A 26,103-nucleotide genomic window follows, 5' to 3' on the forward strand; every position below is an offset into this window, starting at 1 on the left:
GTCTCCTTTAGCCTTTACGCGCTTTAATGCGATCAAGTACAGCATTTGCGTTAGACTTTTGCTCGCCAATACCGGCTTGAGCTAGTTTGTCATGCAGTGCTTTGTCGCTGTTCTCTTCTGCTAAGGTTTCAGAAGCTTTTAGACGGTCGTCAAATGACTGCTGACGCGCTTTGATGCGCTCTAATGAATCTTTAGCGTTGAGTAGCTTAGAGTTGCTACCTGCAAATGAGTCTGTAATCGTCGCAGTTGCTTTTTGTACGCTTTCAGTGGTTTTAACCATCGTTAACTGGCGCTGGTAATCTGTCACTTGGCGCTCAGTTTTACGGACTAGCTCTTTTAAGCGAGTTGCATGGGCGCTAAAGCTATCGTTTGCCGACTGTTGATCGTTAAGCTCTTGGTCTAACTCGGCAATTTTCTCAGCCACTTCAAGTGCTAATGGCTCATTACCCTTCTCAAGTGCTTGAGTCACGTAACCTTCATGTTCTGCAATAGAGCGCTTAAGACGATCAACTTCACGGCTTGCTTGCATCTCTTTTGCCATCACTTCAGTTAAGTCGCGCTTAGCTTTAGTTAGGTGTTTTTCAGCATCACGGATTTCTTGTTCAAAAATACGTGTTGAGTTTGCATCAACGATGCCTTGACCAACTTCCGTTGCACCGCCACGGAAAGCTGTAAGAATTTTGTTTAGAATGCCCATAATGTGGCTCCTTTATTTAAGGTAGTCGACGAGTTCGTCGATAACTTCAAGACAATTGTCAGATAGAACAGACAGTTCCTGCTCAATCTCTTGCATACTTGAATGTACTGATAGTGCGCCGTAAACCACATATTTGTCGTCGATTTTTGCAAACGATGACAGTGGCATTGGAATGTTGAGCTCTAACATGGTCTCAAACATTTCACTACGACGCTCTTGATTCACTTCATCCTCGCCCCATAAATAACTGATGCAAAGGATTTGGTTGTCCGTGACCGATACAAATACCGGGATCTCTTCACGGCCAACAACGTTAACTTGTAAGACTTCCACGTCACCATCTATTGGATAACAATCAAATTGAAAGCCAGTTTGGCTATTGTCGCCAAGTTCATTTAGGTGGTTGGCAATTGTGTGGATATTCATATTTGTCCTTATTGACATATTATGTCTGTGATTAAAGATAACACCGCGACATAATATGTCAAGTGCTATCTTTACGATTCAAAAATAAACTCTACTGATTTTCTAACCAAGCCTGCTGATGGTATTGATACAGCTGGCTTGAACCTAAAACATTGGGTTTAATTTGAGCCTTGTTCTGGTAAAAATTCCCAGGGAACTCAAAAGCTGCATGCATCAATCCTGAGGTAAACCAAGGATCATCTACAGGCAGTTGTTGCACATTTTCTAGCCTATTTCGAGCGCTTTTGCCACCTAAAGTGGCAATGCTCCAGCCCCATTCGCCGAAACTTGGCACGTTATGATGATACTGATCGACATTAAAGCCCGCCAATTCCAAGGTGTTAGCCACAGAAATAAAGGCATTGGGCGCATGATAAGGTGACGTTGACTGTATGGTTAAGGCAGCGTCATTACTCATTAGTTCCTTGAGTTTAAGATAGAAAGCATCGGAATAAAGCTTATTGAGATCTGGATGGCTAGGGTCGGGCAGATCAACGATAATGACATCGAACTTTTCTTCTTTCGCCAGCAATTTATCGACCCCATTAAACGCATCGTCATACATAATTCTTAAGCGTGGGTCGTTAAGTGCATCTTGGTTGAGTGCTAATAATGCACGGCTCAAATGCTCAGGCATATCACTGGCAGGATTTTTAAATAGTTCAACCAGTTCCTTATCAAGATCCATCAGTGTCACTTGCTGAGGTTGCCACTGCAGCACTTGAGTTAAACCAAGGCCATCCCCACCGCCTATGATCAACACCTTGTCATGACGAGCGCTAGCCGCCATGGTTGGATGCACTAAAAATGAGTGATAGATATGCTCATCACTGCTGGAGAACTGTAATCGACCATTGATATAAAGCGAATGCACAGGCCCCAGTCCATTGCCTCTTAAACGCTCAGTAAAGGTCAGTTGTTGAAAGCGCGTTGCCTTGGCATAAACAACCTTGTCTTTATACAGCAAGTTATTAAAGTTCTGCTCCCATTGAGGGCCGTGCAGTGCAAGTAATACCAAAATACCAGTCGCAATAAAGTGACCCACTAATAGCAGTTTTACATGACGTATTTGGTGCCAGAAACGCCAGATAAAGATAAAACCTGCTAGCAGATTAAAGCTTGCAGTTAAGGCGGCGGCAAGTTGGATATCGATCGCCAGCATAAAGCCAACCCAGATAGCTGCACCAATACCGGCGCCAACATAGTCTGCGCCATAAATGGTACCCGCGTTATGCATCAGGTGCGCTTCAGACAGGGCTTGGCGTACTCGCGCGATCAGTGGGATCTCCATACCAATCATCAGGCCGAGTAACACGCCCCATACGTAAGGCAAGTATTCACTGAGCTTTTGCAAAGTGCCAATAAAGCCACCGTTGGGTAGCTGATCGGCCGGTAGACCTAAGGTATCAGCAATGATTAAGGGTAATTGCTGGCCAAAGCCGATAACGGCAGCGGTGATTAAAATTGCCAGTGAGCCACATAGGGCTACACACAGTTCTAATACGGCAAAACCGGTAAAGGCGCAGCGAATTTTACGGGCAGCAAAAGCGCCGACCCCCATAGAGACGATCATTAGACCGATCATGGTGTAAATAGCGGCTTCGAGCGCCCCTAGAATACGGCCAGCATAATGTGATAACAGGTATTCATAAATCAGGCCGCAGCCTGCGAGTACGGCCATAATGCCGAGCAATAAGATATCGTCGAACCAGCCGAGTTTGCCCGATTCTATGGTGTCATTTTTGGTTGGAGTCGTCGTGCTGCTTGAGTCGGTTTGCATTGAGTGTCAGTTGCTTATTTAGTGGAGATTATTTTTGGAGAGTTTTTTATTCGAGATAGCCACACTCGGATATATGTTAATGGCAGTAAATAGAAAAGGGAGCGTATCGACCGCTCCCTTAATCTTACTTAAGCCATTAAGGCGGCGAGGATTATCGCGATAGAAACGCTAATAGCCATCTCAACGAAAGCAAGGCCAATATTATGTTGTTTTTCAACTTCATCGCAGAGGTTGATTTTGGCCAGCACTAACTTTTTAATCAGGGTGATTAGCAGTGATAGCGTCACTAGCATCACCACTGAGAAGACAAGCCAGCCGATGAGGTTAGCGACATAGGCATGTGGGTCAAAAATAATGAAATGGCTGGCAGCATTAAAACTAAATGCCATGGCAAGCATATAGCCGCTATGACGAATCGCCAGCGCTACATGTCCCTGAGCAATGGCCGCTTGCATCGATGCGCCTTGATTACGCTTAGCGTAGCGGTTCTCGCGGCCACGAGTGAGCAGCACTAACATCAGCTGTGAAATCGCAAAGGCACTAAAGATGGCGATAAAGGTGTAAATGGTAAGGTCTTCAGCCCACATTAATACCGAGCGAATAATAATCGCAGTGGCAATCGCAGCGGTTGCATCAACAATCGCGACAGAGACATTACCCTTGAGGATTAAAGCGTTCTTATCAATATCATTAAGTGCAATCTTGTCATGCAAAAAACGACCGAGTTTAATCAGTACTAAGCCAAACAAACCATAAGCACTCATGCCAATGGCTTCAACCAAATAGGACTCGGCGGCTTCACCGGTTATCGCACCTGTGAGCACAATACCCAGTGCCATCACAGCACCCGCAGTACTAATACCAAAGGCAAAGTTATCGTTTTCTGCCAGTTCGTGGCGACTATTTACTTTAATTGTCCAGCCTTGCAGATAGCGCATCAATGTTAATAGCAAGACTGCAATGGCGATATCGATGGCCAAAATAATCAGTAGATCGAGTGTGAGGCCATAGTTTTCTAAAAATGTCATAAAAGTTCCTTAATTATTTGCCTCGGCGAACACCGCGAGTAGTACGACTGCTGGAATTACGGAAGCTGCTGTCCTTAGAGTAGTTAGAGCGGAACTTGCTCTTGCTGCTCGCAGTGCGTCCTGTTGAACTGGCTTTTGGGGTGCTGCTACTTTGTCTCGAAAGACTACTTGAGCCTGTGCGTGACTTAGCATACGGGCTATCAAACTTTTTACCTTGAGAGTTAAATTGCTTTTTTGTTCGCTCATAGGTTTGAGTTTGGGCTCTAGCCTGTTTCGGTGAGGTATAACGGTAGCGTCCCACATCATTGTAATAGCTATAGTTACGTCGACTTGACCAACGATCGTAACCAATTGGGCCGCGAGTTAAGTTGGAGAACATCGAGTACATGCCGTACCAAGCCCAAAATGACATGCCATTAGAGCCTGTTTGCCAGTTACCGTAAGAGGGGTTACCCACTAGCTGGCTACCGGCACCAAAGTCTTCGGCGCCATTAGCAAGTGCTGCGGCTTCACGGCTGATGGAGTTCACTCGAGCGAGCGCGCCGCCCGACATATCAGCAACCACGTTAAGTGGATCTGACAGCATATCGTTATAGAGGCTAGGATCTGCGGCTTGATACAGGTTTTCGACTTCAGCCAGTTGCTGATCGAGATCGACAAAATTGGCCGGGTTTTGCGCTTCAGTCAAACGTCGCGTCAGTGAGGTAAACATCGGGCCGCGGTTAGTGGCATCGGTGGCAAGCTCTGTGAGCAGTGGGCTTAGGTCTGGTTTTTGCCTTTCCAATACTTGAGTGTATTGTTTTAGCAAATTAGCATTACGTACCTGACCGTCGCTCAACATAGTGCTTAGGGTATCGAGGCGTTGCTGAGTCAGCTGCTGATACTTTGCAATTTGCTCTGGCCTATCATCACCACATCCTGCGAGGGTGAAAACCAGTATGACGGTGAGAACGCGCTTTAGCATTCCTGCCATAGTTTCTCCAAATTCGATTATGTTACTTTTTAGTGGCCAAATGCCGAATGTAACAAAGACATATTGCCATAATGCTTAATGATACTTTATAGCGATTTATATTTATTCAGCATACAAGATTTTTCAGTTGCTGAAACATTGAATTCGCAAGAGAAATAATTTGCTCTTACTGTAATTATCACTGCTTGAGTATAGTATTGCCTATTAGAGCATAAAAATAGCAATGATCCTGTTTTCATGGCCTTGAGTAATTAAATTTACTCAACTGACCAACATTCTCGACCAAAGCTGCTCACATTTGTTCACGCTCTATCTATATCATTAATGACATAATATGTCGATGTACAAAATTGTTAGGGATTATTATGCGCACGGCTACACAGGGTAATAAGCTTGTCAGCACTCAAATGGCTGAGACCGCAGAGCGATATTGGCAAAGACTCACCGATAGCGCAGCAGATGTGCTAGCGGCGTTGACAGATGAGCAGCAACAGGAACTCAAACTGGTTTTTGGGTTAAGTGATTTTATTGCAAGCCAGCTGTGTCGTCACTCGCACTGGATCCCCGCATTATTTGAGCGCGAACTGCATAATATTGAGCGTCAAACCTTCGATAGCGAACTGACAAGCTTGCTTGAACCTGTGACCGATGAAGAGCAGGCAAAACGTATTTTACGTCAATATCGTAACCGACAGATGGTGTGTATCGCCTGGCGTGATTTTCTTGGCTACAGTGAATTAGAAGAGTCCTTGCTCGATCTGTCAGCGCTAGCCGAGGCGTTAGTGATTACCGGGCGCGACTGGTTATATCGCGAGATGTGCGCGCAACTGGGCACCCCAAGTGATAGCCAAGGTAAGCCGCAAAAACTACTCATCTTAGGCATGGGTAAGCTCGGCGGTCGTGAGCTTAACTTCTCTTCAGATATCGACCTTATTTTCACTTTCCCTGAGCATGGTGAAACCTTAGGTGGTAGGCGTGCGCTTGAAAACCAACAGTTCTTTATTCGCATGGGTCAGCGACTGGTTAATCTGCTTCATCAAGTGACGGTTGACGGCTTTGTGTATCGGGTCGATATGCGTCTGCGCCCCTATGGCGAAAGCGGCCCCTTAGTGGTTAGCTTTAGCGGGCTAGAAGATTACTATCAAGAGCAGGGGCGTGACTGGGAGCGCTATGCCATGGTAAAGGCGCGCGTACTCGGGCCGTGGACAGCCGATTCTGATGAGCTACATGATCTGCTTAGGCCGTTTGTTTATCGCCGTTATTTAGATTTTTCAGCGATAGAATCACTGCGCAAAATGAAAGGGTTAATCACTCAAGAAGTACGCCGCCGTAAGCTCACCGACAATATTAAGCTCGGTGCTGGCGGGATTCGAGAAGTCGAATTCGTGGTGCAAAGTTTTCAGCTTATTCGTGGTGGGCGAGAGCCCGCATTGAGGCAGCAGAGCCTGTTTGCGGCCATAGAAACCTTATACCAGTTAGGACAGTTGGAATACCTGGCTGTCGATGAGCTTAAAAATAGCTATGTGTTACTGCGCCGGGTTGAAAACCTATTACAGGCGATAAACGACGAGCAAACTCAGACATTACCAAGCGAAGTGCTAGATTGGCAGCGTTTATGTTATGCCCTCAATGCCGATACTGAAATGGATCTGCGAGAGCAGATTGAAACGGCAATGAGACAGATCCACAGCCATTTTCTGGAAACTGTTGGCGGTAATCTGCATGAAGATCAAAACGAGACCTGGACCCAGCAGCTATGGAACGCCTATGAAGATGAGCATGCGCTCTCTATTCTAGAAGAGCAGGGGATCGATGATGAAAAACTGTGGCCGATGCTTAACAGTTGGCACGAAACAGTGGTGCGCCGCACTATCGGACCGCGAGGGCGGGAGACTTTAGATAAGCTAATGCCCAAGTTGTTGTGCGAGTTTACCAATCTTCCCCATCCATCTAAGGCATTTGATCCAGTGTCAAAGGTACTGGATCAAATTTTAACCCGAACCACCTATCTTGAGCTCTTGTGTGAAAACCCTGGGGCAAGACAACAGCTCGTTAGCCTCTGTCTTGCCAGCCCATGGATTGCTCAGCAACTGGCAAAATTCCCCATGCTGCTCGATGAGCTGATCGATCCAGCCCAGTTGTATGACACCACATCGTTAGACGACTACGGCAGCGAACTGCGTCAGTATCTACTGCGAGTGCCTGAAGATGATTTAGAGCAGCAGATGGAAGCACTGCGACAATTTAAATTGTCACAGCAGTTAAAGATTGCCGCCGCCGACGTGACAGGTGTGCTGCCAGTGATGGAGGTGAGCGATCACTTAACTTTCTTGGCCGAAGCGATTATCGAGCAGGTAGTGCATCATGCATGGACACAGGTGAGTGCCCGCCATGGTGTACCTGAAAACCTAAAAGATAATGAGATGGGCTTTGCGGTTGTGGGTTACGGAAAAGCGGGCGGCATTGAGCTAGGTTACGGCTCAGATCTTGACTTAGTGTTTTTACATAATGGCAGCCAAGCCGGTCAGACCAATGGCGATAGAGCCATAGATATCGGTCACTTTTATCTAAAGCTTGCCCAGCGTGTGTTGCACTTTTTCTCAACGCGCACTAACTCAGGTGAGCTATATGAAGTGGATATGCGCTTAAGGCCATCAGGCGCATCAGGGCTATTGGTGAGTGAGATAGAACACTTTGGTGATTACCAGCGCAAGGAGGCTTGGACATGGGAGCATCAAGCCTTAGTGAGAGCCCGTTTTATATTTGGCGATAATGCACTTTCTATGCGCTTTAATGAACTCAGAGAAGAAGTACTAGAAAATCAGCGTGATATATCAATCTTAGCCAAAGATGTGAGAGAAATGCGGCTTAAGATGCGCGATCATCTTTTAAACGTTGAAGCGGGCATGTTCGATCTTAAGCAAAGTAGTGGAGGAATTGCCGACATTGAGTTTATTGCTCAATACTTAGTACTGGCACACAGTCATAAGCATAAGGCGTTGTCATTTTGGTCTGATAATGTGCGAATTTTTGCCGAGCTTGCTGAGCTTGAGTTGATACCATTCGAGAGTGCGCAGGCATTAACTCAAGCCTACTGCCATCTGCGTGATGAAAGCCATAGATTGACGCTGCAGCAGAAAAAAAGTGTGTTACCTATTGAAGCGATAAAATCCCAAACAGATCGGGTGGTTGAGATCTATCGACAGATCTTAGGCGAATAACTTAAGTTAAACAGCAAAGTTAACGATCTAGGTTAAAGCTTAAGTTAAAGCTTAGGCTCAGCATTCGTCCAATCGCTAGAGTAAAACAAAGTCCTCTACCGCATCCGCGTGGAGGATTATTTATGTTGACATCAAGACTGTTACAGCCCAAAAACAACCCCAAATCACCTCCAAAGCATCCACAAAACAATACTAAAGCCACACAAAATTCATGGCAAATTGCATTGCAGATTAAGACTTGTATCGAGTTAAAAAGTGATCTCTGTTTTTAGGTATTTGCAAGCCACTGAATTGAAGTCATAAGTTAACTTTATTTCTTGTATGCTTTAACTTGGTTTGTTCTATGCAACATCGGTGTATTCAGTCTTGCAGCACGGTGATCGCTATGAATCCACTTAAGCAGATAAGCCGCTACACCACCTTTAATGACAGCCTTACTGACATGGATGTTTTTAAGGATATCTCGCTTAAAATGACACTGGCTAAATCGGCAATGGCTTTTATACGTGAGTTGCCGCTCTGTTGGCTGCTATTACTCTGTTTACTACTATTTGTGAATGATGCCGTGGCCGAGGCACAGTCAACCAAAGTCACTATAATCAGCAGCGAGTTAGCCAATTCAGTAGAAAGCGCCAACTTAGTCATCTTAGACCGCTCAGTAGAGCAAGTAGAGTCGTTACTGTCGGGGTTTAGAGGTGATTTACACCTGCTGATATTGGAAGATGATAACGAGCCATTTGAGCAGATTAATCAGGCGCTAAGTGCAGAGCCTCTTTATTCGAATGTCACTATTATTGCTAAAGCCTCAAGCTCAGCAATTTATTTGGGAGGTCGCTGGATTGATCAACACTATTTACTCGAACATCAACAAACATTAGCCACTTTTGCCAAGCAGTTTGCTAACGATAGTCAGCTATCTTTGTACACCACTAACTTGACGGTTAGCCATGGTGGCGGCGAGTTTATTGGTTTGTTTGAAAATCTGACTCAGCTGAATGTGGACGTAATTTATATGCAAGGCCAGCATTATGAGCCCCTTTGGGTACAACGAGCCGAGTTTGACTTTTAGTGCTTAACAGTCGGAATTGACATCGGGGTTTCTCAATAAAACCTATGCCCTAATGTAGTGTTTAATGAAGCAGTTAGTCTCGATACGTTTTGTATCATATTTTGAGCAGATACTGCTTTGCGGATATAGAAATACTGCTTACTATCAGCTCAAGTATGTCCCTATGTAGTATAAGGGACTAATTAGAGGATGGTTTGATGAGTTCTATCAGTGGTGTAGTCAATAGTACAAGTATCAATGTAGGGGCTAAAATCACCTCCAACGTTGCAGCTGATTCGGCTACTCAGCAAGCCACAGCCAGTCACGTGCCAGATATCGCTGCCAATGCAGCTTCTGCTAGCGCCTTAGCTAAGCCGCTCCCAAATACAGGCGCCAGCACCACAGTGGTATTATCAACGGCTGCACAAGATAAGCTCATCACAGAGCAAGGCAGTGCTAAAGCAAGCAGTTCAACGGCTACAGGCTCTACAGCTGACGGCGTCAAAGCCGAAGAGGAAGGTGGCGATTTAGAGTCGTTTGTATTTGGTGCGCTAGGGCTCGATCACCCCGAGGAGATCGATGAGAACGGTGACCCTTCATATTCTGCAGGTCAATATGTTAAGGCGGCTGCCACTGTGGGCGGCATGATTGCGATGTTTATTTAGACTTCGTCTAAAAATTGTTTTCTATCAGGCTGCGCCTGACTAACGCTTTACAGCGATAGACAATCAAGCTGCGCTTGATAAACGTCGTGGGATTCCATCCCACACCCGGGCAAGAAGGGGTCAACAGCTACCCCCTCTTGCATCTCCCGAGCCGCCCCGACGAAGTTGTTGATCCTCACTCATTTTCGAAAATAGCTATCGCCTCATATTCGCCATCCCTGGCTCACCTAAGGCTATCTCGTCATCCATGACTCGCTCACGCGATTTTCTTCAATGACTTCGGCAACTCCGATGGGGAATTGGTGTTTTTTGTAGGATCATGATTTAACTGAATTATTCTGTAGTGAATCTAGGAAGTTCTAATGCATGCTCTTGAAGCTTGGATATGCTTTTTATTACATTTCCATACCGAGTTTCTAAGCTATAAAAACAGTTATCTGTATTGCTAGCAGATTTGGATATGTAAGATAGACAAGTTAGTGATAAGTCTAATTCTGTATTCTCATATTCAGCTAGTATTGGTTTTAACTCAGGCACATAGAGATGTATAAGCATACGGAGTCGTACTCTGTCATTAAAAGTACTACTAAGCTCATTTTTAATAAGCTCCACTTTTTTTAATACTTCATCAGAACTGATATCTTCACTTGTATGTGGGGAGATATATGTTTTATAAATTTCGTTATGCATCAAGCTAATAGTGCATAGTAAATTGAATATCAATTCTATATTAGAAAGCCGCTCTTTAGCCTCAGTAATACGTATTTCATGTTGATGTTGTTTTTGTTGTTCATCAAAGCGAGAGTTTATGTCTTTTCTGGATCTATTATCTTGTCGTATTTGTATATAAATTATGCCAGCGAAAGCTAAAATCGCGGTGAGGAACTGGGAGATAGGTCCAAGTAAGTATTTATAATCAGTTATATTTTCCATATTTGATGAATTCTTATTTCTTAGCTCTGATGATTAGGTAGTGCTCTAAAATGTTTTTAGCACTAAATACTGTACAAAACTAAATATTTTAAAAACTCGCGGTGTACTTTGCTTAATTTCTCACAGAAAACTCCTATTCCCCATCGAAGTTGCCGAAGTACGCAGATAAAAATGCCGTAGAACCATCATGGATGATGGTTCAGGCTCAGCGGGACATGGATGTCCCATATGAGCCGTTAGGCGATTTTTATTGGAGTATGAGGATCCACAACTTCGTCGGGGCGGCAGGACTCTTTATGAAAGAAATGGCCAAGAGGGGATTGCTGTTGATCCCCTCTTGGCCGAGTGTGAGCTGGAAGCTCACGACCTTAGTCAGGCTAGCCTGATATGTGGCAAAGCCACGAGCTTTATCAAGCGAAGCTTGATAGAAATCCAGTAGTGACACCCATTGTTAATGGCATGTTTTTGGCCCGCCACTTATTGTTGATTTAGCATGGGTGGCTTATGTTTTAGCTTATGTTTTAACTTATGTTTTAACCATGCCCAGGGTGAGTCCATATAAGTAAAGTGTATCCTGATCAAACATTTGACTTGCTCCAGCTCCAATATCCCTTTACGCTGCGTGACATTCGGCTGAATAAGCCAAAACGCCTAATGTCGGTACCCTGAATGTTGCGAAAACCCACACCCTACTCTAAGCGCAAAACCCACAACCTGTTTAAAAGCAAACTCAAACGCGCTCTGGGCAGGATAAACTGGAAACGGTTCTGCTCAATCACGCTTTTGGCTGCACTGGCCTATGCTGCCCTCTATTACATTAACTCACCGGCCAGAGTCGTAATGAACATGAGTATGGCGGACATGATCTACAACAGTCATCAACTCTCAAGCCAACAAATAGAAGAGGGCGGTGGGCAGGCACACTATCAAATGATTATAGAGGAACTGTCTGCATTCGGTATTGACCCATACACCAGTCTTAATGATGTATTGCAGGACCATCCACAAATCGCGTCAGTGGAGATAACACAAGACCGGGATTGGGAATACCCTGTTCAGGGAACCTGGGATACCGCGCCGGGCTTTTACGTGAGCGTCTGGATAACAGAAAAACACCGCGATGCCGGCTACAGCGCCAAATTTTCATTGCGTAGTCCGTTGCACTTGCCTTTCAATTATCAATTCAATAACATCACCGGGTCAAAATGGATAGACACACCACCGGCCCCCAAGGCGCTGGCTGAAAGTCATATGTACTATGCCGAAACATTCAGGCAAACCGATAAAACTCCGTGGGAAGTCGTCTATCTATTACAACACAGTGAGTTTCCCCCCTTAACCTACGAATCAAAAGCCTCTGACATTTAGCAATAATGTCGTCCTGTCGTGACACCTAACGTTGATGGCATGTTTTTTACCCTCCCTTGTTGATTTAGCATGGGTGGCTTATGTTTTAGCATGCCCGAGTGTGAGCTGGAAGCTCACGACCTTTATCAAGCGAAGCTTGATTGTATTGCCTTAGGGATACCTTAGAGAGCAAGGCCTAATACCAGAGAAAAAAACAAGATGTATTACAGTACGACTGTCTAGAGTCGTTTTAGTCTTAAACCGTTGTTGGCTAAAGTCGCTGTAAATAAGGATTTAAAATGGACTTATCAAGACACTCTCAACTCACGCAGCTACGCTACAGTTACTTTGCTGTGCCTGTTATTTATATTCTTGGCGTTCTTTGGTTGCCTGCGGCGGCGCTATGGATAGGCTGGCTTGGTTGGGTTGGGGTTAACTGGTACCGCATCCAATCGCCCGTTTTAAAACAAGGTTATTGGGTTATATTGCAATCGCTTGGCTTGCACCTAACGCTGAATTTGGCTGCCTTTGCCTCAGCTTGGGGAGCCAACATATTTAATCGTGGCGGGCTATTTTCCGGAGGCGGAGGTGATGATTTTCTTTATCTGCTTGGCTTAGGTTTGCTGGCGTTGGTGTTGCTGGTTATTAGCATGATATGGCCATTGATAAAACTTGTGAAAGGCTATCAAGCCTTGATGAATAGTCACAAGGATTGCACTGAGGGCTGTAGCGTCGATTGCAATAAAAAAGCTTGTGCGGATGTTGAGGATAACAATAGTGAAGCGGTTTAAGCTGTCGCAGATTTCAATATTAATGTGGTTTATGTTTACCATGTTCTCTTGTGCTGTAGGGGTGGCAACTTATGCTGTGCATCAGTCTCATGCTGCTTTTAATTGGCCAACAGCTAAAGGGATGGTCGTGAATTGCTGGCTCATTGAGCGCTATCATGAAAGAAGCAGCGCTGAATCGCATTACGAAGTGGCTATTGAGTACTTTTATGCTGTTGACGGTAAAATTTACCACAAGAGCAATAAGACCGATATTACAGGTGCTATTCCAGGTTACTCTTTGGAAGAGGCCGAAGCCTTGGTGGCTGAGTTTCCTCGTGATAAGAAGATCTTAGTGCACTATAAACCCAGTAATCCCAACACAGCTGTTATCAAACCAACAATGCACCTGTTTTTGATTGTGGCTTTGGTGGTGTTCTCTTTGATATTCATCCCCGTCCTTTATCTGATGTATTTGCAGATGACCTCAGACCGTGACAGTTTTATCGTTCGCAATGTATAAATTCAGCAACTCCTTTTGATTGCGACGATAGTGAGCATTGGGTTGCAGCTTTAAACGCCAGCTTCTTCTTTGCCCTGGCTTAGCACTGATAGTGCTCAAGACCGAACTTTTTACTGAGCAAAGCTTGATTGCTTAAGGCGTACATAAGCCAACGGACTTCATTGGCCTTTTACCCAAATCAAACTGCGCATCTCGACTCAAGTAGAGTTCAGTAACCATCAAGTCTGATCAACAAAAGATCTTGCGATCAAAATTGATGATCTATATTACCGCAAAAAAACAGACCGGATGGTCGGTATGTTTGCTGGGAGATCAATTTTAGGTGAACAATATGGACAAAAAACAACAAGCGATGCAGGCGGCGATTGAGCTGTTTGCCACGCAAGGCTATGAGAAAACATCTATTGCACAAGTGTGTGAAGCCGCCAAAGTATCAAAGGGTTTGGTGTTTCATCATTTTAAAAATAAAGATGATTTGCTCAGGCAAGTTTTTGTTCGTATGGCTGAAATCATTAGCGAAGTTGGCAGTAATGTCGATGCATCTAACCCAGGCTTATCGGTAAAGGACAGACTGATTAATCTGTTTGAGCATATCTTTGTATCTATGGTAGATCCAAAGCAGAAGCTGTTTTACCAGTTTGATTATCAGGTTAAGTGTCAGCCCTCGATGAGATTGATTTTGCAAGATCTGTTAGATGAGCGCTACCAGCTAATGATGGCGTCTTTTGAAGTGATTTTGACTGAGATCCCAACCGCTAATTATCCCGTCGATAGCCATATGCTTATTGCTGAAATCGACGGTATTGCACTGAACTATTTGTTTGCAGGTGAGGATTACCCTCTAGAGCAAATTAAACAACGTTTTATTAATAAGTATTTGCTATTGCTAGGCTTATAGCTGGCAATAGCTAATCTGAAACAGAAACTTAATCAGGAGTGTTTCAAGTGAAAACACCTTATGAAATTCAATATCAAGCTTTCGCTGCTGCTGCTGGTGGACTTTATGATGAGCGCCACGCGAAGCTTTATGCAAGCTTCGCTGACGATTTGATTAGTGACGGTAGCTTTTCTATCGTTTTAGAGGGCGTAGCCCATGCGTGTTACACGCCAATTACTATTGATGCAGCGCCGCACCTTAAGTGTTATGTGCTAGCGCCTTTAGCGGTATTGCCTGAGTACCAAGGTAAGCGTTACGCATCAAGATTGATGGATGAAGCTGAAAAGCAGTTAGATGCTGATGTTATCTTTGTGATGGGTGAGCCGTTCCATTATGGTAATCGTTACAATACGCCGCATCAGGTATTGCCACCTGTAAGCACCCAAGCGCCTTTAGAATGCTGGTTTGCTAAGGCATTAACACCAGGTGCACTTGATGGCGTTGGTGAGTCAACATCGAGTATTACCGGACCTTACGCTAGCCCATTAATGTGGGGACATCCGAGCGAGCAGGTTTAATAAAAGGAACGCATATGCGTTCCTTTTTTATAGCTGTTCGCAGTAGAAATAGGTTTGGAAATGTGTGGGGGGCTAGAGCAAGTTTTCTTAACTGCTGTTTATTGGTAAGGCTGCTTTTAGTTTTTATTGCCTGCGCGGTACTCTCTGGGCGCAATACCAGTTGCCGCTTTGAATGCTCGGGTAAAATTTTTGGGATTTCTATATCCCAACTCTAGTGAAACATCATTGATGGTTAGAGAAGGATCTCGAAGCAACTGAGTTGCTAGTGAAATCATGGCTCTATTTTTAGCTTCACGGAAAGTGGTACCTTCGCCCTCTAGCGCTCGCTGGAGTTTGCGGCTGTTGGTGCCAAGTGCGCAAGAAACATTCTCAAGACTGGAATTATCCTCAAATATTCGATTGGATATCATATCTGTTAGTAAAAGTGATGTTTGTTTGGTTTGGTATTCATGAGGTTGTGCGCTGCAGAACATTGAGCGGTCAATATCTTTTATTAAGTCGTGTTTATCAATGGGAATTGAGCCGTATGGCATAGAGTAGCCAACTTTGATATCTCTAAAAGCGCTGAGTTGGTCTTCGGAGCGGCAAGCTTGAACGCCGATAAAATCAGGTCGCCAACTTTCTCCTAAATAGCTTTTTATAACAGAAATAAAGTAGCTCATAACATATTGTTCCATTTGCCACGTACCGACACAAATCCCAGGTGTTCCTACACGGCACAAGTATATGTATCGTTCATTTTCACTCAACCAATAATTTTGATAATTGGTATGTTGCAGTAATTGGTTAACCAGACAACTTAATGCTGCAAATAAACTCTGAGACTGTCCTGCCTCCATCCCTAGTTTATCAAAGCAACTCGCTTGCTCTAAAGAAGCTACAAGCATGCCTAGATGATTAATGTTTTCTTGTTTAGAAATGTTAGCGACCATTTTCCAAGCTGCATATTCAGGCATCATTTGCGATGGGTGATCAAGCACGGAAGTTGAAAGGCCGACAGAGCCCAGAAGAGATTGAATTGGGACCCCTATTCTAACAAAAGTGTTAATGAAAGGGGTAAGTTGCCCTGCTGGGATATGATAAATAGTATTCACAGTTTTGAGTTCTGATTGTTTGTAAGGTTCTGATAATAAATGGTGTCGCAAAATGATACCTAGTTATACCACCGAATGTATTCATATGGTAAGTTTGCCTTTGTTGCTGAAAGGTTGGTTTTTGGTGTGGTCAATGTGGTGTTTGATGGGCCGGGGATTTCTGCAATAGTTCTGTTGAAGAACGATTTGACTTAATGAGGGAAATTTAAAGTATGGCTAATTCACTTTGGAACAATAATGGGTACCTTGTCATTTTGCTGACCCTTTTTTTTCCAGCACATGTTTTGGCTGATGTCGACTTCGGTGGGCCTGATGCTGTAGATAACACCATCAAAGATAACAAAAGGGCAAAACAAAGTTGGCGTGAAAACTTGGCATCAGATCATAATTTAACTTTTGGTCTGGATTATCAAGCGTTAGGCCTATCGGCTTCAGATCCCACAGAAGGTGGTGAAGATAACGCTGCTGCAGGTGTTGTACGGTTTTACGGTGCATGGGGACTTTCCGGTACAGAAAGCGGTAATACAGGTAGTTTAGTGTGGAAAGTTGAGCATAGGCATGCATATACCGAACTGTCGCCTAAAGAATTTTCGTTTATTGGTGATGGTTTGGGCTACGCAGGAATGATAGGACCAGCATACAGTGATCAAGGTGCTCGTCTCACTAATTTATATTGGAAGCAAAAAGTCAGTAGTGGCAAAGGGACCTTAATGGTCGGATACCTAGATACCACAGATTATGTTGATGTCTATGCGCTCGCTAGCCCTTGGAATGGTTTCACTAACTTAGCATTTAGCACTGGCGGTGGTGCTATCGGTTTACCTGACGACGGTATTCTGGGCGCTGCATTTGGTCATATGCTAAATGAAAACTTTTATGTTGTGGCTGGTATAGCTGATGGCAAAGGCAAGTCAGATGACCCGCTTCAAGGGTTTGAAAACCTGTTTAATGATAGCAAGCTATTCAAAACGCTAGAGTTCGGCTGGACAGCGTCTCGCGATCAGATTTATACCGATAATATTCATATTACGGCTTGGGATCTTGATGGTGGAACACAGCACAACCTTACCAATACGGATGGCGGCAAAGGGGTTAATTTTTCATTTAGCTACTTTGCAAGCCCACAAATCATGCCGTTTGTTCGAGGGGGGATCTCTGAGGGGGATGTCGCCTTGTACGATAAGTCGTTAACAGTTGGTTTAGGCTATTTTGGTTTAGCTGGTGAGAATAACAACTTAGGATTTGCAGTTAATTGGAGTAATGTTAATGACAACCTCGAACATGCGTATGGTATCGATGAGTCAACTCAATTAACGACAGAGCTTTATTATAACTTGCAGCTCAACGACATCATCCAGATCACCCCAGATCTTCAATACATCAAAGACCCCACATTTTCATCTGAATCTAGCTCTTGGGTTGTAGGGCTAAGAGCAAGGTTATATATATAGTTTGTAATCAATTTAAAATCTTGGATTTACTTTTAAGGTTTTGAAGTTGAGGTGCTTTTTGTTACTCCGTAGCTAAGTAATGCCGGTTAAATGGAATTAAATTCAACATTCAGAGGTTAGTATGATTAAGACTTTTTCACAGACAGCAATTGCGATTTCGTTATCTATGAGTATGGCTATGGGAACAGCTTACGCTAGCGTAGAAAGTAAAACTTGGACAGCTTCAGATAAGGCAAATTCTTTTGTTCAAGACACGATTGTAATTGGCATGTTGGCTAGTCCTTATGGCGCAGGTTGGACCGATGAGCAACAGCTTCTTGATTACTTTCAAGCAGCAAGAGACAGCGGTATTACTGGGCACGAATATACAATTACTGCTGCAGACCATAACTTTGATGACTTTATTTTTCATCACCATAAGCACCGAGCGGCAATGGTAAAAGAGCCTGAAAACTTTATCGTCGCTTATTCAAACCAAGATATTGAGAAAGCGCACGTTGAAGGAAAAACCGCCGTACTTTGGAATAGCCAAACAGCGACGATTTTAGAAGAAGATGTTACCCGTATGGCATTGCTTAGAGATATGGGGTTAAAGAGCATGATTTTGGCTTATAACGACATTTTTCGAGCGGGTTCGGGTCAGCTCGCTGCTTACGATGGTCGTGATATAGGCTTAACCCCTTGGGGGGAATCCGTTATTGATGAAATGGTTAAATATCAGGTGCTATTAGATTTAAGTCATACGGGCTCAAAAACTGCCAATGATGCGATGAATTACATGGAAAAAAATCATCCAGGTATCCCATTTGTTTATTCGCATTCAGTACCAGCAGGACTATATAAAAACGAGAAAAACGCAACAGTAAAAGGCTGTTATCGTGCAATACCAGATGATGAAGCAATTCGAGCGGCGAAGTCGGGTGGCTATATCTCTCCAACCTTTACCGAATGGATGATGGATGGTGTTTGGCCTGAAGACATTTCGCCAAAGCAAGCAGCAGATATGATCGATTACTATGTGAAATTAGTGGGTGTTGATCATGTTGGGATCGCGACTGACGATATGTTCTCAACCGCAGGTGTTGTCGATTTTGCTAAGAAGAATGCGGAAATGTATAACGATGGTGGTTATATGATTGAAGCCTTTAATAAAGGTGCGACAGGAAACGGAGAATTGTCGAAAATCTTAGCTGCAATTACCGATGAGCTTTGGGCGCGAGGTTATACCAATGAAGATTTGGCTAAAATTTATGGCGGTAACAAAATGCGTGTTTATGCTCAAGTTTCTGAAGGGATCGAACCTGAAGAGTTTCAAAAGCTATATGCAGAAAGATTAAAAACTTTAACCAAGTTGCGTAATGAGAGATTGGAAAAGTAATTTAATTGGTTGAGGCGCTAAATAAGCGCCTCTTTTTTACTACAATCAATAGTCGCTGCAAGCTGATGCTCTTTAGTAAGCTAAGCCAGATTACTTAATAAACTTGAACGCTAACTTAAGCGAACTTGAGCTTACAAATCACCAAAGACTTCTAGCCACTCTTCGTCAGTGAGTTCTCTGGGCGGCTTTTTCTCGCCAAAGCCTTTAATGATCCTGCCCCTTAATGGGTTATCGGTAAAAGCGCCATTCCCCATGTAAGTGACCGAAGTCGGAATGAATACACTGGTTATAGCATTATCTGCAAACGCTTCAGAGTCTATGTCAGTTACCGAGTCTGGAATTGTAATGTTTTGAAGTGCATTCCCCCTTAATGCGCCTAAACCTATTTCAGTCACGGAATCAGGAATAGTGATGCTGGTTAACGCATTAAATTGAAACACTCGGTCATTAATTTTAGTCAATGAATTTGGCAGCCTCAGCTGAGTTAATGCATTTTTGGCAAATGCTCTTTCTGCAATTTCAGTCACTGAATCTGGGATATCAACGCTGGTAAGTGCGTTTTCAGCAAAGGCCTTGTAACCAATATGAGTGACAGAGCTTGGGATCACTATCTCGGTAAGGGCGTTACGCTGAAATGCACTATCGCCAATTTCTATGACAGTATTAGGGATAACCACGCTGGCTATTAGGTTCTCTGACGCCTCTTCGAATTCTTCGCTTAGCTCCTCAACCTCTGAAAACGCATAATCCCAGATCTTGGTGACGGGGATACCGTCAAAATTATCAGGGATAATGATATGTTTATGCTTGCCCTTGTAGACATCAATCCTGCCTTGTTTTTTATCAAATGAGACGTCATCTAATGTCAGGGTATGTGGCTGGCTCACGGCTAATTCTCTTTTTGTTGTAGTTGTATTAGTTGTTGCATTAGTTGCAGCTTTATGTGCTAGGCTTGGGAGAAACTTGGCTTGATGCGCTGAGCTTTCTGTTATAGCAAGCCCAAACAGGGTGGCAAGGATAGCACCAGTTAACATGCGAGATAAGTTGGTGCTAAAGCGATTAATAATGCTGATATTAAGCAGCTTATATTAGTCTTCCATCCAATCTAGATTTGGCATGGCATCTAAATGCTGGTTGTAGCGCTTTTCGTTAAATGACGCGCCATTTAGCATCACATCGCTAACTTCAATAGCTAGCGCGCATGCCATCCATTGAATCGCTTCTTCACGCGGTGTACCTGTCATCACTAGGCGCATTAAGGTTTCTTTTACCTTTTTCGGTTCGCCATCGGCGATTTGATTTTCGACTGTTTCAATAAGGGTTTCTTCAGTCATGTAACTTTCTTGCTGGTTGTCCATTTTTACGACTCTGTAATGTAATTGGCGCCATTATGCCGCAACCATGAGATGATCAATAGATGTGATATCGAATTTGTTGAGCATTCTGACGTTAGCCGCATAAGCTTGGATAGTCCGCTGTTCTAACTCAGTGTCGATAAGGCTGAGGCTTTGGTGGTAAGGCCGCTCTATGACGTTCATGTCACCGCGGCATGTGTGAATCCATTCACATCAGATGTTTTCGTTGAGCTCACAAGGATATACTCGCTGTGAGCATCGGCACATGCTAAGGCCGCAGGTCATTGCAACCACTGATGGTGAGAGTATTCTTAGGGCAATCAATATTGCAAACTCTGCATCTGGGTCAGGCGGCTCAATGTACGTCTGAACTCAAAACTAAGCGCGCCGCCAATATACAGCTCATCCATAGACACAGCGGCTTGAATATACAGCTCCACTCCTTGGTCATATAACTCATCTACTAAGCTGATAAAACGCCGCGCGGGGTCATCACTCACCGCGTAAGACAGTTGTCTATTGCCCGTTTCAAAAGCAGCAGTGTTAAATGCAGCCGTTTCAATAGCGGCAGTTGTATTGGCGCTTTCAATTACAGTGGTTGTAAAGTGCTGGGCGCCATCTTCGGTGCCGCGGGCCCTAATCCAACTGCGGGGCTCGCCGCCTAATACAGGCACTTGAGTCAGCAGTACTGTGCTAAAGCGGCTGGCGATGTCGATGTAATCGAGCTGCGAACGTGGGCCGTCACACAGGGCGTCGAACTCAAACCAGGCCACTTTGGAGGTGTATTTTACGGTGTCGATTATGCGGCCATGAATTAACAGCGGCGCTGAAATTAATGCACCTGCATTAGTATCGGTATCAGCATTAGAGCAAGCGCTAAAAATGCGCTCAAACTGTTCAGTCACTTCGTTAGCTTCAGCAGCCAACTCTTGAGAGTGCGTTTCAACAAAGTAGCGCTGGGTCTGGCTTTTTGCTGTTACCTGATGAAAACGATGGTCCTGCTCGCCACTCAGGTGGATTTCTTGGGTAAAGGTATTTAATAGATCTATCGTGGGTAAAAATCGCTGTCGTTGTAAGCCATTTTTATATAGCTCATTAATCGGGGTATTAGAGGTGGCGATTAAGGTAATACCTTGCTCGAATAGCGCTTCAAACAGCTTGGCTAAAATCATGGCGTCGCCAATATCACTGACAAAAAACTCATCAAAACATAACACGCGGCACTCTTTGGCGACCCGTTTGGCAATGCGCTTGAGTGGATCACGATTACCCGCTTCGCTAATCAAGTCTTTATGGATCCGTGCCATAAAGCGATGAAAGTGCAATCTAAGCTTAGGGACGTTAGTTTTAGCACCACCCTCAAGGCTATTGTAAAACAGATCCATCAAATAGGTTTTACCGCGGCCAACATCACCCCATAAATACAGCCCCTGACAGACTGGATTTGCATGGCCATTCATTTGAGGCATTTGAGTTAGCCGCTGATGCAATTGCTCGAGCGCATTAACGGCTTGGTGCTGCGCGCTGTCATCAATAATCAGCAGCCGCTCTACCTGCTGCAGGTAGCGAGCCTGTGGACCACTCTGTGACAGCGGCTCATCACTGCCGCCGTGTTCGACCTGTTGGCTGATTAAGTTGCAGGCTTGATTAGTCATGGTTTCACATAGGGCTCATTACGTTAGATGGCGAGAGTATATCAGCTTGAGCTTACTTATTGGGCATCACGCTATATGAGTAAATTTAATCGGGCTGCATCATAAAGTATGGTTTGCTTGCTTTTTTAGCCAGTCAACAAACAGCTTAGCTTTGGGGTTGAGATCTTTATCATGAGAAGCCACATAATAAGTTTGTTCGCATGTTACTTGCTGGCCTGCAAAAGGCGCGATGAGTTCGCCTCGATTGATGCGCTTACTCACTAACTGGCCTCGCCCCATAGCAATGCCTGCATGATTCATCGCAGCGATAACGGCCAAGTCTGAACGGTCAAAACCGATTGAGCGGCTGTCATCAATATCAATCGCTTGCTTATCGGCCCAATACTTCCATTCATCACAGTCTGAGTCATATTCCCAGGCTTGGTTGTCATGCAGCAAAGTACAGCGAGTTAAGTGCTCAGGCTTGCCAATCAGGTCGTGCTCGGCGGCATACTCTGGGCTGCAAACCGGCATAATCGTCTCGTCCATTAAATGCTGGCAAAACAGTTTGCTGCGCGGGTGATTGTCGTAATAGATGGCCAGATCAATATGAAAGCTGTTGAAGTTAACGTTTTCATTGCCGGTCAAAATATTGATCGAAATAGCCGGGTATTGACGGCAAAAGTCGGCAATTTTAGGCACTAGCCAACACTGGGCGATAGAGGGCCGAGAATAGATGGTCAGCTTACCCGACACCTCTTGGTTTTTAATCTCAAACACTTCCTGATTCAGGCTTTTTAAGCTGTCTTTCAGCTTTGCAAATAAACGCTGCCCATCTTCTGTTAGCTCGATTCTGCGATGAAAGCGGCAAAACAACTTAAAGCCTAATTCATTTTCCAGTGCGGTAATTCTATGACTCACGGCAGAGGGGCTTACACAAAGCTCTTCTGCTGCAAGGGAGAAGGATTGATGGCGGGCAACCACTTCGAAGGTATGCAATTTTGCCAGCTGATAACTACTGAGTAAACGGTTTCTGCTGAACACATCTTGTTGGGAGTACATGACTAACTTCTCAAAATTGGATGTCAGCATTTTACCCTAAGCCGCTTTTGAGCGCCGATTACATCAACACACTTGAAGCTCTTGTCATGTAACAGCACATTTTGTGACACCTGAGCGCTTGTTGTCACAATCTAGCTCAACTGAACTGCAATTTATATCTTTTGTCAGCACTTCATTGATTGGCTTTAATAGCGCCACGTTTCAATACCTTTTGAACTCCTTTTAACTTAACCAATAGAGAAATACAATGGAATCACAGCTGTGGATTATCGGTACGCTGCTTAGCAGTATCTTGTTGATTGTCATTAGCATCGTTAAGTTCAAGTTGCATCCTTTCCTTGCTCTGCTACTTGCCAGTTTCTTTGTGGGTGGCATGATGGGCATGGCGCCACTTGAAATGATCAAGGCGATGGAGTCTGGCATTGGTGGCACCTTAGGCTTCTTGGCGATTGTTATCGGACTTGGCACCATCCTAGGCAAGATGATGGAGATCTCAGGCGCAGCCGAGCGTATTGGCATCACCTTGCTAAAGTCTCGCTACTTAAGCCCCGATGTCATTATGGTATTAGTCGGCCTTATTTGTGGTATCACCTTGTTCGTTGAAGTCGGCGTGGTATTGCTGATCCCACTGGCATTCTCTATAGCGCGTAAAACCAATACTTCACTGTTAAAGCTCGCCATTCCACTCTGTACTGCATTGATGGCCGTGCACTGCATCGTGCCGCCACACCCTGCAGCATTGTTTGTGACTAACGCACTAGGCGCTGATGTTGGCTCTGTGATCATCTGGGGGCTACTCATCGGTCTACTGGCTTCGTTAATTGGTGGCCCACTGTTCCTTAAGCTGTTTGGCGATAAATTGCCGCACCTACCAGTGCCCGCTGAGTTTAGTGAAGTCACTGCTCGTAAAGAGAGCGAGTTACCATCACTTGGCACCACCTTGTTCACTATCCTTTTGCCAATTATCTTGATGTTGGTTAAAACCGTGGCCGAGCTGTACATGGAGCCGGGTACTGCACTTTACACCACGCTTGAATTTATCGGTAACCCAATCACCGCGATGTTTATCGCAGCATTTGTGGCTTATTACCTGCTAGGTCTACGCAACAAGATGACTATGGGCACCTTGCTGACTAAAACCGAAGACAGCTTCGCCTCAATTGCTAATATCTTGCTGATTATCGGTGCGGGCGGCGCGTTTAACGGTGTATTAAGTGGCAGCGGCATGGGCGACAGCCTGGCGCAAATTCTCGCAAACCTTGATATGCACCCAGTGCTACTGGCTTGGTTAGTGGCCATTATCCTGCACGCAGCCGTTGGCTCCGCAACTGTGGCCATGATGGGCGCAACTGCGATTGTGTCGCCGTTATTAGTGCTTTACCCAGACTTGAACCCCGTTATCGTGACCTTAGCTATCGGTTCTGGCGCAATCGGCTGCACTATCGTTACCGACTCACTGTTCTGGCTCGTTAAGCAGTACACCGGCGCCACGATGAAACAAACATTTATGTATTACACCACCGCAACCTTTATCGCCTCACTTGTGGCACTGGCTGCGACCTTTGCTCTTTCTTATGTTATTTAATCCTAAAGGGAACCTGAAACCATGAATACTCAACAACTGATAAATGACTTCCCTTTGCTGACTAAGCTTATCAATCTAGAAGAAGTCAGCTGGTTTGAAACCAAGGCGACCCACTTAGCGGAATCACTACCCTATGTAGGCTTAGACAGCACTGATGTGGCTGATGCAAGTGCACGCTTACAACGCTTTGCACCTTACCTTGCGCTGGCATTCCCAGAAACGGCTGCAACGAACGGCATTATTGAGTCAGAAGTGGTGGCGATTCCAAAGATGAAGCAGGCGCTAGAAGCCAAATACGGCCAAAAGATTGCCGGTAAACTGATGCTGAAAAAAGACAGCCACTTACCGATTTCTGGCTCTATCAAGGCGCGCGGCGGGATTTATGAAGTGCTAACCCACGCCGAAAAATTGGCGATTGCAGCAGGTAAATTGAAAGAGTCTGACGACTATCAAATGCTGTTCACCGAAGAGATGAAGAGCTTCTTTAGCGGTTATAGCATTGCGGTGGGGTCGACCGGTAACCTAGGTATGTCTATCGGCATTATGAGCGCCAAGCTTGGCTTTAACGTTAGCGTGCATATGTCTGCTGACGCCCGTCAGTGGAAGAAAGATAAGCTACGTAGCCACGGCGTGAATGTATTTGAATATGAACAAGACTATGGCATTGCGGTAGAGCAAGGTCGTAAGGCATCTGAGTCTGATGCTAACTGCTTCTTCATCGACGATGAAAACTCGCGCACGTTGTTCCTTGGTTATTCAGTGGCTGGTGAGCGCTTAAAAGCGCAGTTTGACGGCGCGGATATCAAGGTTGATAGCGAGCATCCGCTGTTTGTTTACCTACCTTGTGGTGTAGGCGGTGGCCCTGGTGGTGTGGCGTTTGGTCTTAAGTTAGCGTTTGGTGATAACGTACATTGCTTCTTTGCTGAGCCGACACATTCTCCTTGTATGCTACTTGGCGTACACACGGGTCTGCATGATGAAATCGCGGTACAGGACTTAGGTATCGATAACGTCACGGCAGCCGATGGTTTAGCCGTAGGCCGTGCATCAGGTTTTGTCGGCCGCGCCATGGAGCGTATGCTTGATGGTTATTACACCTTAAGCGATCAGCACATGTATGACCTACTTGGTTTACTGGCTAAGAGTGAGGGCATTGAGCTTGAGCCATCGGCCCTTGCAGGGATGCCGGGCGCACTTAGAGTGAGCGGCGATACACAGTATCAAGCGCGTATGGGGCTAACACCTGAGATGATGAGCAACGCGACACACGTGGTGTGGGCGACGGGCGGCGGAATGGTGCCTGCGGTTGAGATGGCAAAGTACCTAGCGCAAGCTAGCTAATACTTATATAAAAGTTAATACCTTGTATAGTAGTTGGTACTAATGTAGCCGCTAATACTAATGTAGTGGCTGGCTCGTTCTTATTAATGTATCGAGTTGGAAGAAGGGCAGAGCTGAGACATTGAGTCTTGGCTCTGCTTTTTTGTTTCTAGCGTTCAATCTTGCTCAAAAATGCACAGCTAGAATTAAAGCCAAAAAAAATCCACCCTTAACAAGGTGGATTTTTTTATTGTAACTGTTTTATAGCACTGAAAATTAAGCACTGAAAATTAATAGCACTGAAAATAAAGTACTGTAAAAA

The 26,103-nt window shown here is 44.7% G+C and carries 23 protein-coding genes; 12 read left to right on the plus strand and 11 right to left on the minus strand.

All coding sequences use genetic code 11. The features are described from left to right. Positions 1–7: 7 nt before the first annotated feature. The 5 genes from ACVBJC_RS02965 to ACVBJC_RS02985 form a co-directional block, all read right to left on the minus strand. Positions 8–697: a PspA/IM30 family protein gene (locus ACVBJC_RS02965; RefSeq protein ID WP_447159391.1), complete on the minus strand. Its 690-nt coding sequence runs from the start codon at positions 695–697 to the stop codon at positions 8–10. A 12-nt stretch (positions 698–709) separates the two neighbouring features. Beyond that, the gene (locus ACVBJC_RS02970; RefSeq protein WP_447159392.1) at positions 710–1,123 is read right to left on the minus strand and encodes a YjfI family protein; all 414 of its coding nucleotides are present in this window, start codon (positions 1,121–1,123) and stop codon (positions 710–712) included. Positions 1,124–1,214: 91 nt separating this feature from the next. Next, positions 1,215–2,942: a polyamine aminopropyltransferase gene (locus ACVBJC_RS02975; protein WP_447159393.1), complete on the minus strand. Its 1,728-nt coding sequence runs from the start codon at positions 2,940–2,942 to the stop codon at positions 1,215–1,217. A 128-nt stretch (positions 2,943–3,070) separates the two neighbouring features. Continuing rightward, entirely contained in the window at positions 3,071–3,970 is a 900-nt protein-coding gene (locus ACVBJC_RS02980) for a DUF350 domain-containing protein (protein ID WP_447159394.1), read from the minus strand. 13 nt (positions 3,971–3,983) lie between these two features. After that, positions 3,984–4,943 (minus strand): hypothetical protein, encoded by a 960-nt coding sequence (locus tag ACVBJC_RS02985; protein ID WP_447159395.1) that lies wholly within the window; start codon positions 4,941–4,943, stop codon positions 3,984–3,986. A 365-nt stretch (positions 4,944–5,308) separates the two neighbouring features. On the opposite strand from ACVBJC_RS02985, the gene glnE reads away from it, so the two are divergent. From glnE to ACVBJC_RS03000, 3 genes are all read left to right on the plus strand, one after another. Continuing rightward, positions 5,309–8,164 (plus strand): bifunctional [glutamate--ammonia ligase]-adenylyl-L-tyrosine phosphorylase/[glutamate--ammonia-ligase] adenylyltransferase, encoded by a 2,856-nt coding sequence (glnE, locus tag ACVBJC_RS02990; protein ID WP_447159396.1) that lies wholly within the window; start codon positions 5,309–5,311, stop codon positions 8,162–8,164. Positions 8,165–8,549: 385 nt separating this feature from the next. Beyond that, positions 8,550–9,233, plus strand: a complete 684-nt coding sequence (locus tag ACVBJC_RS02995; protein WP_447159397.1) for a DUF4347 domain-containing protein — start codon at positions 8,550–8,552, stop codon at positions 9,231–9,233. A gap of 197 nt (positions 9,234–9,430) precedes the next feature. Beyond that, positions 9,431–9,877: a hypothetical protein gene (locus ACVBJC_RS03000; RefSeq protein ID WP_447159398.1), complete on the plus strand. Its 447-nt coding sequence runs from the start codon at positions 9,431–9,433 to the stop codon at positions 9,875–9,877. A gap of 333 nt (positions 9,878–10,210) precedes the next feature. On the opposite strand, the gene ACVBJC_RS03005 is transcribed toward ACVBJC_RS03000, so the two are convergent. Next, the gene (locus tag ACVBJC_RS03005) at positions 10,211–10,810 is read right to left on the minus strand and encodes a hypothetical protein (protein WP_447159399.1); all 600 of its coding nucleotides are present in this window, start codon (positions 10,808–10,810) and stop codon (positions 10,211–10,213) included. A gap of 669 nt (positions 10,811–11,479) precedes the next feature. Between ACVBJC_RS03005 and ACVBJC_RS03010 the strand changes: the two genes are divergently transcribed. The 5 genes from ACVBJC_RS03010 to ACVBJC_RS03030 all read left to right on the plus strand — a co-directional run bounded on the left by ACVBJC_RS03010 (position 11,480) and on the right by ACVBJC_RS03030 (position 14,902). After that, positions 11,480–12,178 carry a hypothetical protein gene (locus ACVBJC_RS03010; protein WP_447159400.1) on the plus strand — a complete coding sequence of 233 codons (699 nt, stop codon included), beginning with the start codon at positions 11,480–11,482 and terminating at the stop codon, positions 12,176–12,178. A gap of 278 nt (positions 12,179–12,456) precedes the next feature. After that, entirely contained in the window at positions 12,457–12,948 is a 492-nt protein-coding gene (locus ACVBJC_RS03015; RefSeq protein ID WP_447159401.1) for a hypothetical protein, read from the plus strand. Further along, a complete protein-coding gene (locus tag ACVBJC_RS03020) occupies positions 12,935–13,447 on the plus strand; it encodes a DUF3592 domain-containing protein (RefSeq protein ID WP_447159402.1) in 513 nt (170 codons plus the stop codon). Before ACVBJC_RS03015 ends, ACVBJC_RS03020 begins: the two co-directional genes overlap by 14 nt. Positions 13,448–13,778: 331 nt before the next feature. Next, on the plus strand, positions 13,779–14,345 hold the full coding sequence (locus ACVBJC_RS03025; protein WP_447159403.1) for a TetR/AcrR family transcriptional regulator: 567 nt from the start codon (positions 13,779–13,781) through the stop codon (positions 14,343–14,345). A gap of 47 nt (positions 14,346–14,392) precedes the next feature. Next, positions 14,393–14,902, plus strand: a complete 510-nt coding sequence (locus ACVBJC_RS03030) for a GNAT family N-acetyltransferase (protein WP_447159404.1) — start codon at positions 14,393–14,395, stop codon at positions 14,900–14,902. A 116-nt stretch (positions 14,903–15,018) separates the two neighbouring features. Here ACVBJC_RS03030 and ACVBJC_RS03035 read toward each other — a convergent pair whose 3' ends face one another. After that, positions 15,019–16,047, minus strand: a complete 1,029-nt coding sequence (locus tag ACVBJC_RS03035) for a helix-turn-helix domain-containing protein (protein ID WP_447159405.1) — start codon at positions 16,045–16,047, stop codon at positions 15,019–15,021. 161 nt (positions 16,048–16,208) lie between these two features. Here ACVBJC_RS03035 and ACVBJC_RS03040 point away from each other — a divergent pair, with 161 nt between their 5' ends. Together ACVBJC_RS03040 and ACVBJC_RS03045 are read left to right on the plus strand one after the other, a co-directional pair. Next, a complete protein-coding gene (locus ACVBJC_RS03040) occupies positions 16,209–17,447 on the plus strand; it encodes a carbohydrate porin (RefSeq protein WP_447159406.1) in 1,239 nt (412 codons plus the stop codon). 121 nt (positions 17,448–17,568) lie between these two features. Beyond that, a complete protein-coding gene (locus tag ACVBJC_RS03045; protein WP_447159407.1) occupies positions 17,569–18,825 on the plus strand; it encodes a dipeptidase in 1,257 nt (418 codons plus the stop codon). Between the two features lie 131 nt (positions 18,826–18,956). On the opposite strand, the gene ACVBJC_RS03050 is transcribed toward ACVBJC_RS03045, so the two are convergent. The 4 genes from ACVBJC_RS03050 to dsdC all read right to left on the minus strand — a co-directional run bounded on the left by ACVBJC_RS03050 (position 18,957) and on the right by dsdC (position 22,876). After that, on the minus strand, positions 18,957–19,712 hold the full coding sequence (locus ACVBJC_RS03050) for a leucine-rich repeat domain-containing protein (RefSeq protein WP_447159408.1): 756 nt from the start codon (positions 19,710–19,712) through the stop codon (positions 18,957–18,959). Between the two features lie 201 nt (positions 19,713–19,913). After that, complete coding sequence (locus ACVBJC_RS03055; protein WP_447159409.1) at positions 19,914–20,183, minus strand: hypothetical protein; 270 nt, start codon at positions 20,181–20,183, stop codon at positions 19,914–19,916. 317 nt (positions 20,184–20,500) lie between these two features. Further along, complete coding sequence (gene zapE / locus ACVBJC_RS03060; RefSeq protein ID WP_447159410.1) at positions 20,501–21,835, minus strand: cell division protein ZapE; 1,335 nt, start codon at positions 21,833–21,835, stop codon at positions 20,501–20,503. 99 nt (positions 21,836–21,934) lie between these two features. Beyond that, the gene (dsdC, locus tag ACVBJC_RS03065) at positions 21,935–22,876 is read right to left on the minus strand and encodes a DNA-binding transcriptional regulator DsdC (protein ID WP_447170477.1); all 942 of its coding nucleotides are present in this window, start codon (positions 22,874–22,876) and stop codon (positions 21,935–21,937) included. 247 nt (positions 22,877–23,123) lie between these two features. Between dsdC and dsdX the strand changes: the two genes are divergently transcribed. Both dsdX and ACVBJC_RS03075 read left to right on the plus strand, forming a co-directional pair. Further along, positions 23,124–24,461 (plus strand): D-serine transporter DsdX, encoded by a 1,338-nt coding sequence (dsdX, locus tag ACVBJC_RS03070; protein ID WP_447159412.1) that lies wholly within the window; start codon positions 23,124–23,126, stop codon positions 24,459–24,461. 21 nt (positions 24,462–24,482) lie between these two features. Continuing rightward, a complete protein-coding gene (locus ACVBJC_RS03075; RefSeq protein ID WP_447159413.1) occupies positions 24,483–25,802 on the plus strand; it encodes a D-serine ammonia-lyase in 1,320 nt (439 codons plus the stop codon). The last annotated feature ends 301 nt before the right edge of the window (positions 25,803–26,103 follow it).

Source organism: Shewanella sp. 0m-6 (assembly GCF_052977325.1).